A 14,491-nucleotide genomic window follows, 5' to 3' on the forward strand; every position below is an offset into this window, starting at 1 on the left:
GCGCCTTATGATTTGCCGTCCACCCGCTCCATGACCTGCTTCGTCAGCTTGCCGAGCGCTGCGGACGCCTCGCTTTGCGAGCCGCCGCGTACGGCAAAATACACCTTGATTTTCGGCTCCGTTCCCGAAGGGCGGAGGCAGAACCAGGATCCGTCCGCCAGCTTGTATTTCAACACATTCTCGGACGGCAGACCGTCCAGGCCCGGCAAATAATCGAGCACCTGCTCGACCTTCACGCCGGCTACCTCCTCCGGCGGATTGCTGCGCCAGTCGTCCATAATGGCGCCGATTTTGTGCACGCCGTCCACCCCTTTCAGCGTGCGCGATTCCAACTGCTCCAGATAGGTGCCGTATTTGGCGTACAGCTCGAGCAGCACGTCGTAGAGCGTCTTGCCCTGCGATTTGTAATAAGCCGCCGCTTCGCAAATGAGCAGCGAAGCGACGACGGCGTCCTTGTCGCGGGCGTATGTCCCGGTCAAATAGCCGTAGCTTTCCTCATAACCGAACAGGAAAGTATGGTCTCCCGTCCGTTCGAACTGCGTAATTTTCTCGCCGATATATTTGAAGCCGGTCAGCGTGTTGATAACGGCCGCTCCGTAGGATCGGGCGATGTCGGCGCCCATTTCGCTCGTTACGATCGTCTTGATGACGGCGCCGTTCGCCGGAAGCTCCCCGCGGCGCTTCAGCGTGCCCAGGACGTAATCGACCATAATGGCGCCGGATTGATTGCCGGTCAGGACGACATACTCGCCGTTATGGTTGCGAACGACCGCTCCCATCCGGTCGCAGTCCGGATCGGTCCCGACGATGATGTCGGCATTTTTCTCCCGGCCCAGCCGTATGGCCAGCTCGAAAGCGTCCCGCTCTTCCGGATTCGGCGATTTGACCGTGCTGAAGTAGCCGTCCGGCTGCTCCTGCTCGGCGACGATATGCACGTTCCGGAAGCCGGCCCGTTCGAGAACATGGCGCACCGGCCAGTTGCCCGCCCCGTGCAGCGGCGTATAGACGATGGAGAACGATTCGCCAAGCTCGCCTTTCAGCAGTTCCCCGTTCAGGCTTTGGGCAGCGACCGTTTCGATAAATTCCCGGTCCTCCGCTTCGCCCAGCCAGACGATCAGCCCTTTCGCTTCCGCTTCCTCGCGGCTTATCCGGCCGACCTGATCGAAGCCGCCGACGCCGCGAATGGCGGCGATCACCTGCTCGGCGTCGGCCGGCACGAGCTGGCAGCCATCCGAACCGTATACTTTATAGCCGTTATATTCCGGCGGGTTGTGGCTGGCGGTTATGACGACGCCGCTCGCCGCGCCCAGCGACCGGACGGCGAACGATAACTGCGGCGTCGGCCGGAGCGACGGGAACAGATACGTTTTGACGCCGCTGGCCGCCAGCACCAGCGCGGCGTCCAGCGCGAATTCGGGGGAATTGTTGCGGGAATCGTGAGCGATGACGACGGCCGGACTGCCGCCTTTACTGAGCACCCACTGCGCGAGCCCCTGTGTCGCTTTGCCAACCGTATAGACATTCATCCGGTTCGTGCCCGCGCCCATAACGCCTCTCAATCCGCCGGTGCCGAATTCCAAATCGCGGTAGAACCGGTCTTCGATTTCCTTGTCGCTGCCGGCCAGCGACCGGAGCTCTTCCTTCGTCCCCTCATCGATCGCCGGGTCCGCAAGCCATCCCTCATAACGCTGCTTAGCCGATTGTGTCATCATCCATCCATCCTCTCCAAATAAAAGTTCTATATTTATTGTTGTTACTATTATATAGAAGGTTTATTCCGGATCGCGAAGCGCGAACATGATCTCGCCTTCCGCCACGACTTTGTCCTCGACCTTCGCCGTGGCTTGTCCTTTGCCGATCGATCCTTTCCAGCGGGTGACGACTACCTCTAGCGTCAGCGTATCGCCCGGCGTCACCTGACCGCGGAAACGGAAGTTGTCGATCCCGGCGAAAAACCCGATTTTCCCCCGGTTCTCTTCGATCAGCATAATGGCCACAGTCCCCACCTGCGCAAGCGCCTCGACGATCAAGACGCCGGGCATAACCGGATACTCGGGGAAATGGCCGATAAAATACGGTTCGTTCATCGTGACGTTTTTCAGGCCGACGGCCCGTTTGCCCGGCTCTGCCTCCAAAATCCGGTCCACGAGCAAAAACGGCGGGCGGTGCGGAATAAGCTGCTGAATTTGTCTGCTATCGAGCATGATAAGATCTCCTCCGGGCTTAGTTATAAAATGCGTGCCAATGTGCCACACTAACAACATCCTTCGTGAACTGCAGTCACGCAAGGTTAAGATAAGGGGGCCTGACCGGACGGCCCGAAGCGCCGACCGGCCAGGCTCCTTTTTATGCTTGTTTATGCGAACGGCTGCCGCATGACGCTTCGTTAAGCGCCGTGGCGGGCGTCGTCGTCCAGGCCGTCCGCTTCGTTCTTAAGCGGCGAAGGCCTCGAATCGCTTCCGCGATCCTTGTCGTTCAGGGCGACGAACAGGAAGATGTAAATAATCGCGGTCAAAAACGAGAAGCCGATGACACCCCATAAGTAAGCCTTCGCGAACGGCGCCTCGAAAAAAATAAACAGGATGGCGGTATAATACAAAACGGTCGTCAGCTTGCCCATCCAGTTCGCGGGCACGGTTTTCTTGCCCCGAAAATGAAAAAAGGCCGACCCGGCAATCATGCCGAGATCCCGCAAAAATATGGCTGCGCCGGCGCTCCAAGGAATATGCCCGGTGATGAGCAGCGATAAAATAACGGCGATCATCATCGTTTTGTCGGCAAGGGGATCGAGCATCGAGCCGACTGCCGTGACCTGGCCGTTTCGCCGCGCCAAATAGCCGTCCAGAATATCCGTAAGCCCCGCCGCCAACACGACAACGAACGCCCAGATCATATGACCTGAAGCAAAAACGGCAATATATACGGGAATGAGAACAAATCGCAGCATTGTGAGCAGATTAGGCAAATTCATGCGCACGCGCCCCCTTCCCTTTTTCTGGATGACGCCCAAAAGTTCCTCAACCATTATACCGCGTATGTCAGGAAAAATAAAACGGATTGCCGGGGCGGCCGCTGCGCGCCAAACGGGTATTGCACAGCGCCCGGGCCGCGCTGCGGGCAAATAAATAGCCTTCTGCAAAGGTTGTGCAGAAGGCTTCTTGGATGATCGTTTACGAATCCGCAAATACCAGATCGTACATATGCTTCCAGGTATGCCACTCAAATACGTCTTCGCCGGGCTTTTTGCCGAGAACGGTATAGCCGACATATAATCCGCCGATCAGCGCGACCACAAACAGCGCGGGGACGATGCTTTTGCGCAGCGTCCAAAGCAGCGCGCGCAGCGCCGGATGGCGCTTCCCGGCTTCTGCGTGCTTGTCCGCGGCATTGCCTCCGCTTTGTGACTTCGAAGTCTCCTTGAGCGCCGCTTCGCCGTCCGGGGCGCTTACCCCGAGCAGACCGGTTCTTTCGGCACGGGACACGCTTTCGGCGCCGGCGGCCATATCCTTCTTCGTTTCCACTTCCTCACCAGCCTTCTTACGCGCGCAAATTGTTGGCAAGCCCCATCATCGTATCGCTCGATGTCAGCGCTCTTGCGCTTAATTGATAAGCGCGCTGCACGCTCATAAGTTCTGTCATTTCATCCGTCATGTTGACATTCGACTGCTCGATAAAGCCCTGCTTGAGTGCGATTCCGTTACCCGCATCGGGCACGACGTCCTCCACCACGTCCGTCCGGTTCATGCCGGCGGGGACGGCGAACAGGTTGTCCGCCGTTTGCTCGAGAAGCTCCGGCTTTATCGCCCGAACGACCGCGATCCGGCCAAGCTGCGTTTCGGCGCCGCCATCCGAGAGTCCGACGACGCGGCCGTCCCGCTCGATGCGCACAGAGCGCTCTGCTGCGGGAATGACAATCCTCGTACCGTTGGCGGCGGAGACCGGGTACCCGTTTTGGGTCGTCAGGATCCGATTGCCCTCCCCGTCAAGGACAGTTTGAAACGCTCCGTCCCGCGTGTAAGCCCGTCCACCCGCTCCGTCCGTCATCACTTCAAACAAAGCATCGCCTGTAAGCGCCACATCGTATGGCTGATCCGTCTGCTGCAGCGATCCCTGAGCGAAATCGGTTCGGGCCGCAACAAGGCGAGAGCCCCATCCCTGGTTCAAACCGAGCGGCGTGAGCCTCCCCGGCTGGGCGAAACCCTGCGGCTGCTGCTTAAGCGTCGTAAGCAGATCCTCGAACGAACCCTGCTTGCGCTTGTAGCCGGCCGTATTCGCGTTAGCCATATTATCGGCAATCATGTCGAGCTTTACTTGCAGCCCGTTCATGGAAACCATTGCATTAATCATGGAGCCGTTCACGCTTCAAGCCTCCTTCGTTCTGCCGGCACAGCCCGACACCCTATACCTTGCCGACTTGATTGACGGCTTCATCCAGGCTTTTGTCGTAGAACTGGATGACCTTCTGGTTCGCTTCGTAGGCCCGCTGCGCCGCCATCAAATCGACCATCGACCGGGCCGCGTCCACGTTGGACCGTTCGATATAGCCCTGCCTCACTTCGACGTTGGCCGCCGCGGCGGCCGGCCTCGCTCCGGCCGGGTCCCCCGTCAGCCGGAAATTGCCGTTTCCTTCGCGGATCAGCGCATTCGGATTGTCGACCCGGGTAATGAGCAGCTGACCGTAATCAGCGCCGGTCGTACTGTCGACCAGCCGCCGGTCCGGGGTAAGCGTCAGCTGATCCAGCGAAACGCCTGCCGGCAGCCGGATCGGCCCGCCCGTTCCGAGCACCCGGGAGCCGTCCGTAGCAAGCAGATCGCCCCGGTCGTCCAATGAAAATTGACCGTCGCGCGTATAACGGGTTTCGCCGTCTGCGTTCTGCACCGTGAAAAACGCCTGCGGCCGGAAGGTAACCGTACCGTCCGGCGCAACCGACCTGCCCGACTCGTCGAAGGATACGCCGGGAACCTCGATGTCGGAAACGATGGCGAAGTCGCCGGACTTGTTCGTCTGGACAAGATCCCCCTGCAGCTGAAGCTGCAGGCTCTCCTCGGCGAATACGCCGGAATTGACGCGTCCGACCGTCTGCTGCGGCGTGCCGCCCGTTCCCGTCAGCTTGATCAGCATATCCGGAAAAGAGCGCGCGACGGCCTCGTTCGCCTTGTAGCCCGGCGTATTCAGGTTGGAAATATTGTTCGTTATCGTGTCGTGGCGGTGCTGCTGGGTGATCATGCCGGCCGCCGCCGTGTATAAGCCTCTGAGCATAGGGACTCCTCCTGATGGCTGCGCTTGATGCTTGAGGCCTGTCCTCTTACGGCTAAGCCTCAACATGACTTCTATATCGGATGACCGGTCCCGGCATTGAATAGCATATTCCCGGCGGACGGCTACTTCTTGCGCGGCGAACGGTCCAGATGGTCAAGCAGCAGGCCGGTCCCTTTCACGACGCAGTGCATCGGATCCTCGGCAATCAGCACGGGCACCTTAAGCTCCTCGGCCAGCAGCGCGTCGAGGCCGTCCAGCAGCGCTCCGCCGCCGGTCAAAATGACGCCGCGGTCGATAATGTCCGCCGACAGCTCCGGCGGTGTCCGTTCCAGTACCGATTTGGCCGCCGAAACGATGGACGCCACCGGCTCCCAAAGCGCTTCGCGCACTTCCTCCGAATGGATCGTCACCGTCAGCGGCAGCCCGGATACCATATCCCGCCCGCGAATATCGATTTCATCCTGGCGCCCGTCCGCATAGACGGTGCCGATTTTGATCTTGATATCCTCGCTTGTCCGTTCTCCGATCAGCAGCTTGTATTTGTTTTTTATATATTTCATAATCGCCGAGTCGAACTTGTCCCCCGCAACTTTAATAGAAGAGGCGGTGACGACGTCGCCCATGGATAGCACGGCTACATCCGTCGTTCCGCCGCCGATATCGACGACCATATTGCCGCTCGGCTGATAAATGTCCATACCCGCCCCGATGGCCGCCGCCTTCGGCTCTTCGTCGAGGAACACATCCTTCGCCCCGCTTCGTTCCGCCGCCTCGCGGATCGCCTTCTGCTCGACCGACGTGATGTTCGTCGGCGCGCAGATGAGGATGCGAGGACGGCTGTGCCACGAGCGGCCTCCGACGCGGTCGATAAACGCCTTCAGCATAATTTCCGTCACTTCAAAATCCGCAATGACCCCGTCCCTGAGCGGGCGGATGGCAATAATGTTGCCGGGCGTTCTTCCTACCATGCGGTGGGCTTCTTCGCCTACGGCGAGCACGCGCTTCGTGTCGCTTTCGATCGCCACGACCGAAGGCTCATCCAGAACGACGCCCCTCCCTCTAACATGAATGGATACGTTCGCCGTGCCTAAATCGATTCCGATGTCCTTGCTAAACATAAGCCTGAAGTCCCCCAAAGCGAATAATGGTCGATCGAACTAGCGCATATCGTTCAATATTCGCTAACCTAAAGCGAAAATCCTCTATTTTTGTAGAAAAAATCGCTTACGTTTTTGCGGCGGTGAGCACTTCGCGCCTGCGTCCGCTGGACTTTTTGTACTTGATTTTCGTCGCTTCTCCTCCCCGCAAATGCCGGATCGATTTGTGGTACTCCAGGATATGCTTGACCTGATCTGCCAAATCCGGGTTGATTTCCGGCAGCCGCTCGGTCAAATCCTTGTGCACCGTGCTTTTGGAAACGCCAAATTCCTTGGCGATCGTCCGTACCGTATGCTTCGTTTCGACGATGCACCGGCCGATTTTTATCGTCCGTTCCTTGATGTAATCGTGCACGCTCCCGCCTCCCTGCTCGAGATAGTTTGGTACATTATATGAGGGGTACGGGTATATATTCTTTATGGCCAAGCGTGACAAGCCCAAGTTGTGCAAATATTTTCAAAAAACCGCCGCATGACCGGAAAAAAACAAAAAAAAGCAGGGGAATGACCCCTGCATGACCCGTTTGATTCCGCAAGCGGGAACGGTTATTCGGCTGCGAGCAGCGCGCTCGGGTTGATCGGCTTGCCGTCCTTGCGGACTTCAAAGTGAAGATGGTTGCCCAGATCCTGCTCCAGCTCGCTCCGTCCGGCATGGGCGATCAGCGTTCCCTGCTTCACAACGTCGCCGACTTTGACCTGGAGATCCGCAAGGCTTTCATACAGCGTCACGACGCCGTCCGCATGCTTGATCTCGATGACGTTGCCGTTAAGCGGCTGCTTTTCCGCTACGACGACGGTACCGCTCAGCGCTGCCGTGACGTCGAACGTTTTGTCGTCCGACCGGGCGAGGTCGATCCCCGTGTTCGTCATGAACGTGTTGCCCGATTGAATGAGCGCAGCCTGGCGATCCTGATCGGAAGCACTCGCGTCATAGAACGGAGCTACGACCTTCACGTCCTTCTGATTGACGACCGGCCACTGCATCGTTTCGTTGCCGCTCAACACTTCGAGCGTATCGCTCGAGGGCGTATCGGCTGCCGACGTTTGATCGCCGCCTTGACTGGTTTCCACGCCGGAAGTCGTTGTCGTCGCCGCAGGTGTCTGATCTTCTCCCCGGTAGATCCACATTAAGGTTACGATAATTGCCGCCGCGGCCATGAACGCTGCTGGCGCTGCCCATTTCTTCGACAGCATTTTTCTCCAGGCGGAAGGTTTGACGGCAGTTCCCCCCATTGCAGTTTTGGGAGATTCCTCTTGAAGCTTCGGTTTGTTTTGATCACTCATTGTTTGATCACCTCACTAGCCATTGTTGCCAGAACCTAGCAGTTTATACGTGAGGGATTTAACATTTTTTAAGATTCGAAAGACGGCGGCAACGCCTTGCTGCCGGGGGTTTGGGGATCTCTCCTTTTGAGCCGCCATGCTTCGTCTGCAAGATTGGGATACGGAACCTTAGAGGTTAAGATAGTCCGGCAAAAGGAAGCTTCGAAACTTGCTCGAGCTCGGTACCCGAATAGTAGTGAGCCAAAATTTGCGGAGCCTTCATTCCATCGAGCGCCATGCCGTCCGCCCCCCACTGGCTCATGCCGACGCCGTGGCCGCTGCCGTAGCAGGTAATCCGGACCGTATCGCCGTCGATCTTCCAGTCGAATTCGGAGGAGGAAAGCCCGAGCTTCTCCCGCACCTCCCGGCCGCTGAGCGTTTTTCCGCCGATCTCGACCGACTTGATCCGCTTGCCCGCCGTCGTTTCCAGCACGCGCATGCCGCGCGAATCCTGTTCCGATACGCCCAGCCTGGCGCTGAAATCGCCGATGCCGAGCTCCGTCGTCGTCTTGTAGCTGGGTGAAAGGGAGACGTCCCAGGGGCTTGCCACGCTTCGGAGATACGGCAGATCGACGTTCCAATAATCCGACGCGTTCTCCGTATACCCGTTGCTGGTCGAGAAAAATGCGGCCTGGATCGGCTGTCCATGATAGGTGACGATCAGCCCCTTCGTCTCTTTCACCGCGCGGTTCAGCTTCTCCAGGTTGGCCAGCTTCGTTTCGCCCTGCCAGCGGCCGAGCAGCTCGGCAAGCGGGATATACACCTGATGCCGGGTCGTATCGGTAACCTCGGCGTCTCCGCTGCCTTCCGGCATCCCGCTCCGATCGTCATCCGCCAGCCTTCTGTATATGTAGGTCCGCGCCGCGATCGCCTGCGCCTTGAGCGCCTCAAGCTGGAAATCGACCGGCATCTCGCCGGCAATGACGCCGCGGACATAGAGCTCGATCGGCAGCTTCTCGATCCGTTTTTCCTTCGTCAAATAAACGCTGACGAACAGCCGGTCGTAATCGCTCAGCTTGCGGAGCGGGCTGTTTCCTATCATGCCTCCGGACTTGTCCGATGCAGCGGGGCCGCTTGCGGGCTTCCCGTTCGTAGCGGGTCCGTCGTCCTTTTCCGGCACGACGGGCGCCGATTCCGTCTCCACCGTCCACGCCGCCGGCTCCCGCTGATTCTCTTGCTGCCGCAGATGCGCCCGGTCCGCCGTCTTGATCGCTAGAATTGCCAGAAACCCGCAGGCAAAAAGGATCCACCACGGTCTTGTCCCAAACTTCAGCCGCCCTCCTCGTCCGCCAGTGCTCCATCGTATCCGCATCGTGCCGGGCTCCCTTCCGCTTCGAAACGATTCTTCTATCTCTTAAGCTTGCGTCCTGCTACAGTCTATGAGCGGAAATGATAGGATATGCCCCCGAGTTAACGCAAAAACACCCTGTTTTCGCGCTTCCGGCGAAAACAGGGTGCTGACTTTCAGCCGCGTGAAGGTCTCGTTAAGCCCACGTCGGCTGCGGTTTGATTCGGGTTAATTCTTTGTCGCGTCTTTGCACGGGCTCGGCCGGTTCGACGGATACGGCCATCACCGGCTCCAAGCGGCCGGAATAAGGCTGCTCGCGCGTTTCCTCCATGTGCGCCGCCTCGGACGCTTCCGGGTCGTCGATCCGCCTAATGCTTGCGCCGAGCGCTGCCAGCTTTCCGGCAAGATCTACATAGCCGCGGTCGACATGGTGCACGCCCGTAATTTCGGTTTCGCCGTCGGCGCACAGCGCCGCGCAGACGAGTGCCGCTCCCGCGCGGAGGTCGGTGGCGCACACCTTCGCCCCGGCCAGCGGAATGCCGCCGCTGATGATGGCCGTCCGGCCTTCGACTTTGATTTGGCCGCTCATTTTCGTGAATTCCTCGACATGCATGAAACGATTCTCGAACACCGTCTCCGTCACGACGCTCGTGCCGTCCGAAACCATGAGCAGCGCCATCATCTGCGACTGCATATCGGTCGGAAAGCCGGGATAAGGCAGCGTTTTGACGTCAACCGCCTTGAGACGTCCCGGCGCCTGAACGCGCAGGCCGTTATCCGTCTCCGCAATGTCGACGCCCATCTCCTGAAGCTTGGAAATCACCGGCGCCAGATGGTCGGCAATGGCGCCTTCGATATGAACGTCTCCGCCCGTAATGGCGGCCGCGATCATGTAAGTACCCGCTTCAACGCGGTCTGGAATAACCGTATGTGAAACGCCGACAAGACGGTCGACGCCTTCAATTCGTATGATACCGGTGCCCGCCCCGCGCACCTTGGCGCCCATGGCGTTCAAATAATTGGCCAGATCGACGATTTCCGGCTCCTTGGCGGCATTCTCGATGGTCGTCGTTCCGTCCGCGAGTGCGGCGGCCATCATGATGTTTTCGGTAGCGCCGACGCTGGCCACGTCCAAATAAATTTTGGCGCCTCTCAGCCGCCCGGGTGTCGCCGCTTCGATAAATCCCTGCCCGAGCATAATTTCCGCGCCCATCGCTTCAAAGCCCTTCAAATGCTGATCGATCGGACGCGTGCCGATCGCGCAGCCGCCCGGAAGCGATATTCTCGCCCTGCCGATCCGGGCAAGCAGCGGTCCCATCACGAGAAAGGACGCTCTCATTTTGCGCACCAGTTCGTACGGCGCTTCATATGATGTCAATTGCCGCGCGGAGACGCGCATTGTCTCGCCGTTACGGGCGGTTTCTCCCCCCAATGCGGCCAGCACCTGTTGGATCGTAATGACATCGTCAAGAAGGGGGACATCGGATATGACGCTTTCTCCTTCTTCAGCAAGTAACGAGGCCGCAAGTATCGGAAGCACGGCGTTTTTGGCGCCGCTGACACGTACGTTTCCGGATAGTCGCTGGCCGCCGCGGACGATTATTTTGCTCATCTTCAGGTTCCCTCCGCGCGCAGTGGATTCTTTGGATTCATTAAAATATAGTTCGATGTGCCCTTGTCCGCCGGCATTGGATCATGTTACTGTCCGATGCAAAATATGGAACTAAAGTCGACACCCAAATTTCATCATATCACCTGGTAACATTAATCGACAAGCGTTATTTTCTTCCTGTCGAAAACACACATTTTATAACATTCGTGCCCGGTCGTTCATTTGGTACCGTACTATTACCCATTGTTTACATGTTTGTTCGTTGTTATTCGACAAGCCCCTTCAGCAGGTTTGACCAGTTCCAGTAATCGATCAGAAACCCGGCGAACAGATGCCCGACGATAACGGCCAGCATCACCTGCAGCAGCTTGGCGGGCAAACTGCGGGGCCGGCGGAAAAACACGTCGAGCTTCACCTCCTGAAGGATGTAATAAGCCAGCAGTATGGACAGCAGCTCGATGACGATCGAACCGAGGGCGTTCATGGCGGCGGCGTGGGCCGCCTGATCGATTCCCATCTTGTTTTTCCTCCTTCTATCGGCCTGCATTCAGCGCCCGCAGCAGGGCGGAAGCGAATTCCGCGCGGCTGGCGTCCTGCCCCGGCAGGAAAAGGGAATTCGGATATCCGCCGGCAATCCCTTTCTCCTTGAGCAAGGCGATGGCGGGAGCCGACCAGCGCGCTGCGGGCACATCCCTGTAGGGCGATGCGGCAGGCCTCCCTAAGCTGAGCCCAAGCGCCCGAGCGAGCAGATTCGCCATTTCTTCCCGCGTCAGGCCCTGGTCCGGCCGGAAAGAGCCGTCCGGATAACCGGCCATATAGCGGGCCTGAACCGCTCTGGTGATCGCACGGTATCCCCAGTGACCGGGAGAGACGTCGCTGAAGCGCACGGTGCCGTCCGCCTCCGGCTCAAAGGCTTTCACCAACATCGCGGACGCTTCGGCGCGCGTAATGCCGCGATCCGGATTAAAGCGGTAGCTGCCGCCGCCGCTTACGATGCCCCTGCCGGCGAGTTCCGCAATCGGCGCCTCCGCCCAGTGACCGCCGATATCCAGGAAGCCGGCGACGAGCGGCTCGAGACCGATGCGCAGCCGGTACATCATTTTATCGAACGGAGCGTCCGATGTCAGCTTCGCATAATAGACGCCCGCATCCAGCAGCTGCTCGCCCGCGATCTCGCCGCTGCCGGGCGAAGATTGAAATGCGGCAACCGGCTTTCCGGTTTTGTCCAGCAATTCCGCCTTCATCGCGATTCCCTGCGGAATGCCGGATACCTTCACCGTTACACCGCTTTTCTCCGTCACCCTAAACTGATACCAGTCGGAATCGTCCTTGGTGCCGATGACGCCGGAGTAAACAGAGCCCGGATTCAAGTCCGTCGCCTCGTATGCGCGATTGTTGGGCTCGTTGGGATCGGTATATTTTGTCCGGTAATCGAGCTTGAAATGATATTCTCCGATGACCGGCTCGGCATTTGCCGACGCTGCGTTGCGGACTTCAAAATAATACGTTCCCGGCGTCACGCTGATCATCGGCGACACCTCGGTTTCTCCCTCGCCGCCGCTGTCGATGTCCTCCTGCGGCGTTCCCGCATGCTGAATCGTTATCGCGGGGTCGATGCGCGCCGTGTCCGTCGTAACCGTCAGCTGAACGGTGCCCCCGTTCACGAAACGGACGGCGAACCAGTCCTCATCGCCCTTTTTGCTGAAATTACCCGTTACCGTCTGGCTGACCGGGCTCAGCGAGTAGGCTTCGTATGGTTTATCGTTGTTCTCGTACGGATCCGCAGCCATGGTAAAGCTTGACGTAAGCAGGACCGGCATCACCGTTTTGACCTGACGGTCGTAAAAGCGAAGCTGCAGATCGTTGCGGCCCTTTTTGACGTGCCATTCCACGGTTCCGCTGCTCAGCTTCACCGTTTTCGGGACGCCGGACGCCTGCCCGTCCGAATAAAGCGACAGCTGAACCGGCGGCATGCTGTCGTTTCCCGGTACGAGTCCCTGAAATTTCAGCGACAACACGCCGTCGAACGGAGCGTTCAAGCGGAACCAGTCCGTGTCCGCTCCCCCGGTGAGCTGGGCGGCGATTTCGCTGCCGAGCGGAAAAAGCTTGCCGGCGCTCCGCGTGTCGTCCGGCTCGAAGCCGTCCGGCTTCAGCGCCTGCTTCACCGCCCGGTCGATACGGAGCAGCCCGTAGCCGCTCGCCTCGTCGAAGCCCGGGCTTCCGATGTCCTGGGCGCTTTGGCGGAGCAGTGCGCGCACCTGGTAGGGCTTGTAGCCGGGATGAACGGCCCAGACGAGCGCCGCCGCCGCCGCAGCCTGCGGGGCTGACATCGACGTGCCTTCGTCGGTCTTGTAACCGCCTCCGACCGCCGTCGTATAGACGGTCCACGGGGCGACCAGATCGAGCTCCGGGCCTTTGTTCGAGCGCGGCTCCGGTTTGTCGCCGGGTGTCGCTCCGCCGACCGCCAGTACCGTCGGGTAAGCGGCGGGGTATTTCACATCCGCCTTCGCGCCAAGCGACTCTCCGTCGTTGCCGCAGGCGGCGACAAGCAGCACGCCCTTCGACTCGGCATAATCGGCAATATCCGCCAAATAAGCGGAATAGCGGTACAGGCCTACCGAAAGGACCACGATTTTGGCGCCGTTCTTGACGGCGTACAGGATCGCTTCTCCAAGCCGCTCCTCATCGCCGAAGCCTTCCGCGTCGAGCGCTTTGACGGGCATGATTTTGGCCCGCCACAGGATGCCGGCGACTCCGGCCTTGTTGTTGCCTGCGGCGGCCAGCACTCCCGCGACCTCCGTGCCGTGGCCGTTATCGTCGTTCGGCGGCGTGCCCGGTTCGACCAGATTGGTGCCCGCGACCAGATTGTCTTTCAGGTCGGGGTGATCGAGGTCGACGCCGGTATCGACCAGCGCGATCGTGAGCTGCGTCTGGCCGTTCACGGTCGCCCAGGCTTCTTTGGCGCCGATCTGATCCAGATACCGCTGCTTGGGCAGTGCGGGATCGTTTGCCGCCGGCGCCGCGAGCACAGCCACCCGGCTGTTCGGCTGAACGTATTCGACGCCCGGCGTTTTGCGCAGCCGGGACAGCCAGGCGGCCGTGTCCGTCTCCTGCGGGCCGGGGCGGACGACGTCGACGGCTCCATCAGGAAGCGCGAGCCGGCGAAGCACGCGCGTTCCGGCAAGGGGCCCGGCTTTCGAGGCGCCGCGCCATTTGACAAGCCAGCCGGCCGGCTTCGCCGTGTCATCCGGCGGCGCGGCTGCCCGAGCCGCGGACGGCGCGCCTGCCGCGGTCTGCCCGGGCCGGGAATCGTGCGGCGCCGGGGAGCTCCCGGCGCCGCCATGCCCGAGCCGGGCCGCGCGCGCCTCTTGCCCCGCCGCCGATGCTCCCTGCGGCGGGGCGGGCTTCACGGCGGCCGCATCCTCCGCCGCCGGCGCAGCCTGCGATAACGCCGCATCTCGGCCGGCGGCATGCATCGCAGGCGAGGCTTGTGCGGCAAAGGCGCCCCACAGCAGCAGCGCTGCCAGCGAGCTCTTTGCCGTAAGGTACGCCGCGCGTCTCCGTGCCGCTCGACTGCGCTTCTTTTCTCCTGCACGGCTTTGCGTTCCGCCCGAAGCGGACGCTTCATCCGGTGCGTATATGTAGTTGTCGTTTGGCGGGGTTTGCGATTCGTTCATCATATTCTGCCTTTAACCTTGCAAAATTGGTTATGAAACGATTCGCGTTCGCCCTGCCGTTTTCCTTGTGGCAAATTATTTAAATCTTCCTAAAGCGCTCGACGACACCCTGCCGCAGCTGCCCCCCGTTCCGTCCCGATGCTCTTTCATCGTCATTCACCGATTCTTATGCGG

At 59.7% G+C, this 14,491-nt stretch carries 13 protein-coding genes; all 13 read right to left on the reverse strand.

Going from position 1 to position 14,491, the window contains the following annotated elements; all coding sequences use genetic code 11:
* Nucleotides 1-5: 5 nt before the first annotated feature.
* On the reverse strand, nucleotides 6-1,709 hold the full coding sequence (locus PD282_RS25020) for a phospho-sugar mutase (protein ID WP_274654243.1): 1,704 nt from the start codon (nucleotides 1,707-1,709) through the stop codon (nucleotides 6-8).
* Between the two features lie 63 nt (nucleotides 1,710-1,772).
* Nucleotides 1,773-2,204 carry a 3-hydroxyacyl-ACP dehydratase FabZ gene (gene fabZ, locus PD282_RS25025; protein ID WP_274654245.1) on the reverse strand — a complete coding sequence of 144 codons (432 nt, stop codon included), beginning with the start codon at nucleotides 2,202-2,204 and terminating at the stop codon, nucleotides 1,773-1,775.
* Nucleotides 2,205-2,386: 182 nt separating this feature from the next.
* A complete protein-coding gene (locus PD282_RS25030) occupies nucleotides 2,387-2,971 on the reverse strand; it encodes a CDP-alcohol phosphatidyltransferase family protein (protein ID WP_274654247.1) in 585 nt (194 codons plus the stop codon).
* Nucleotides 2,972-3,170: 199 nt separating this feature from the next.
* Nucleotides 3,171-3,521 (reverse strand): DNA-directed RNA polymerase subunit beta, encoded by a 351-nt coding sequence (locus PD282_RS25035; RefSeq protein ID WP_274654249.1) that lies wholly within the window; start codon nucleotides 3,519-3,521, stop codon nucleotides 3,171-3,173.
* Nucleotides 3,522-3,537: 16 nt separating this feature from the next.
* On the reverse strand, nucleotides 3,538-4,359 hold the full coding sequence (locus tag PD282_RS25040) for a flagellar hook-basal body protein (protein WP_274654251.1): 822 nt from the start codon (nucleotides 4,357-4,359) through the stop codon (nucleotides 3,538-3,540).
* Nucleotides 4,360-4,399: 40 nt separating this feature from the next.
* Nucleotides 4,400-5,260 carry a flagellar hook-basal body protein gene (locus PD282_RS25045; protein ID WP_274654253.1) on the reverse strand — a complete coding sequence of 287 codons (861 nt, stop codon included), beginning with the start codon at nucleotides 5,258-5,260 and terminating at the stop codon, nucleotides 4,400-4,402.
* Nucleotides 5,261-5,382: 122 nt separating this feature from the next.
* Entirely contained in the window at nucleotides 5,383-6,378 is a 996-nt protein-coding gene (gene mreB / locus PD282_RS25050) for a rod shape-determining protein MreB (RefSeq protein WP_274654254.1), read from the reverse strand.
* A gap of 106 nt (nucleotides 6,379-6,484) precedes the next feature.
* Nucleotides 6,485-6,772: a sporulation transcriptional regulator SpoIIID gene (spoIIID, locus tag PD282_RS25055; RefSeq protein WP_274654256.1), complete on the reverse strand. Its 288-nt coding sequence runs from the start codon at nucleotides 6,770-6,772 to the stop codon at nucleotides 6,485-6,487.
* A 191-nt stretch (nucleotides 6,773-6,963) separates the two neighbouring features.
* On the reverse strand, nucleotides 6,964-7,701 hold the full coding sequence (locus tag PD282_RS25060; RefSeq protein WP_274654258.1) for a M23 family metallopeptidase: 738 nt from the start codon (nucleotides 7,699-7,701) through the stop codon (nucleotides 6,964-6,966).
* A gap of 175 nt (nucleotides 7,702-7,876) precedes the next feature.
* Nucleotides 7,877-9,052 carry a stage II sporulation protein D gene (gene spoIID, locus PD282_RS25065; RefSeq protein ID WP_274654260.1) on the reverse strand — a complete coding sequence of 392 codons (1,176 nt, stop codon included), beginning with the start codon at nucleotides 9,050-9,052 and terminating at the stop codon, nucleotides 7,877-7,879.
* A 172-nt stretch (nucleotides 9,053-9,224) separates the two neighbouring features.
* Complete coding sequence (gene murA, locus PD282_RS25070; RefSeq protein WP_274654262.1) at nucleotides 9,225-10,640, reverse strand: UDP-N-acetylglucosamine 1-carboxyvinyltransferase; 1,416 nt, start codon at nucleotides 10,638-10,640, stop codon at nucleotides 9,225-9,227.
* A 265-nt stretch (nucleotides 10,641-10,905) separates the two neighbouring features.
* A complete protein-coding gene (locus PD282_RS25075) occupies nucleotides 10,906-11,157 on the reverse strand; it encodes a DUF1146 domain-containing protein (protein ID WP_274654263.1) in 252 nt (83 codons plus the stop codon).
* A 16-nt stretch (nucleotides 11,158-11,173) separates the two neighbouring features.
* Entirely contained in the window at nucleotides 11,174-14,317 is a 3,144-nt protein-coding gene (locus PD282_RS25080; RefSeq protein ID WP_274654264.1) for a S8 family serine peptidase, read from the reverse strand.
* Nucleotides 14,318-14,491 lie beyond the last annotated feature (174 nt).

Source organism: Paenibacillus humicola (assembly GCF_028826105.1).
Taxonomy (GTDB): domain Bacteria; phylum Bacillota; class Bacilli; order Paenibacillales; family Paenibacillaceae; genus Paenibacillus_Z; species Paenibacillus_Z humicola.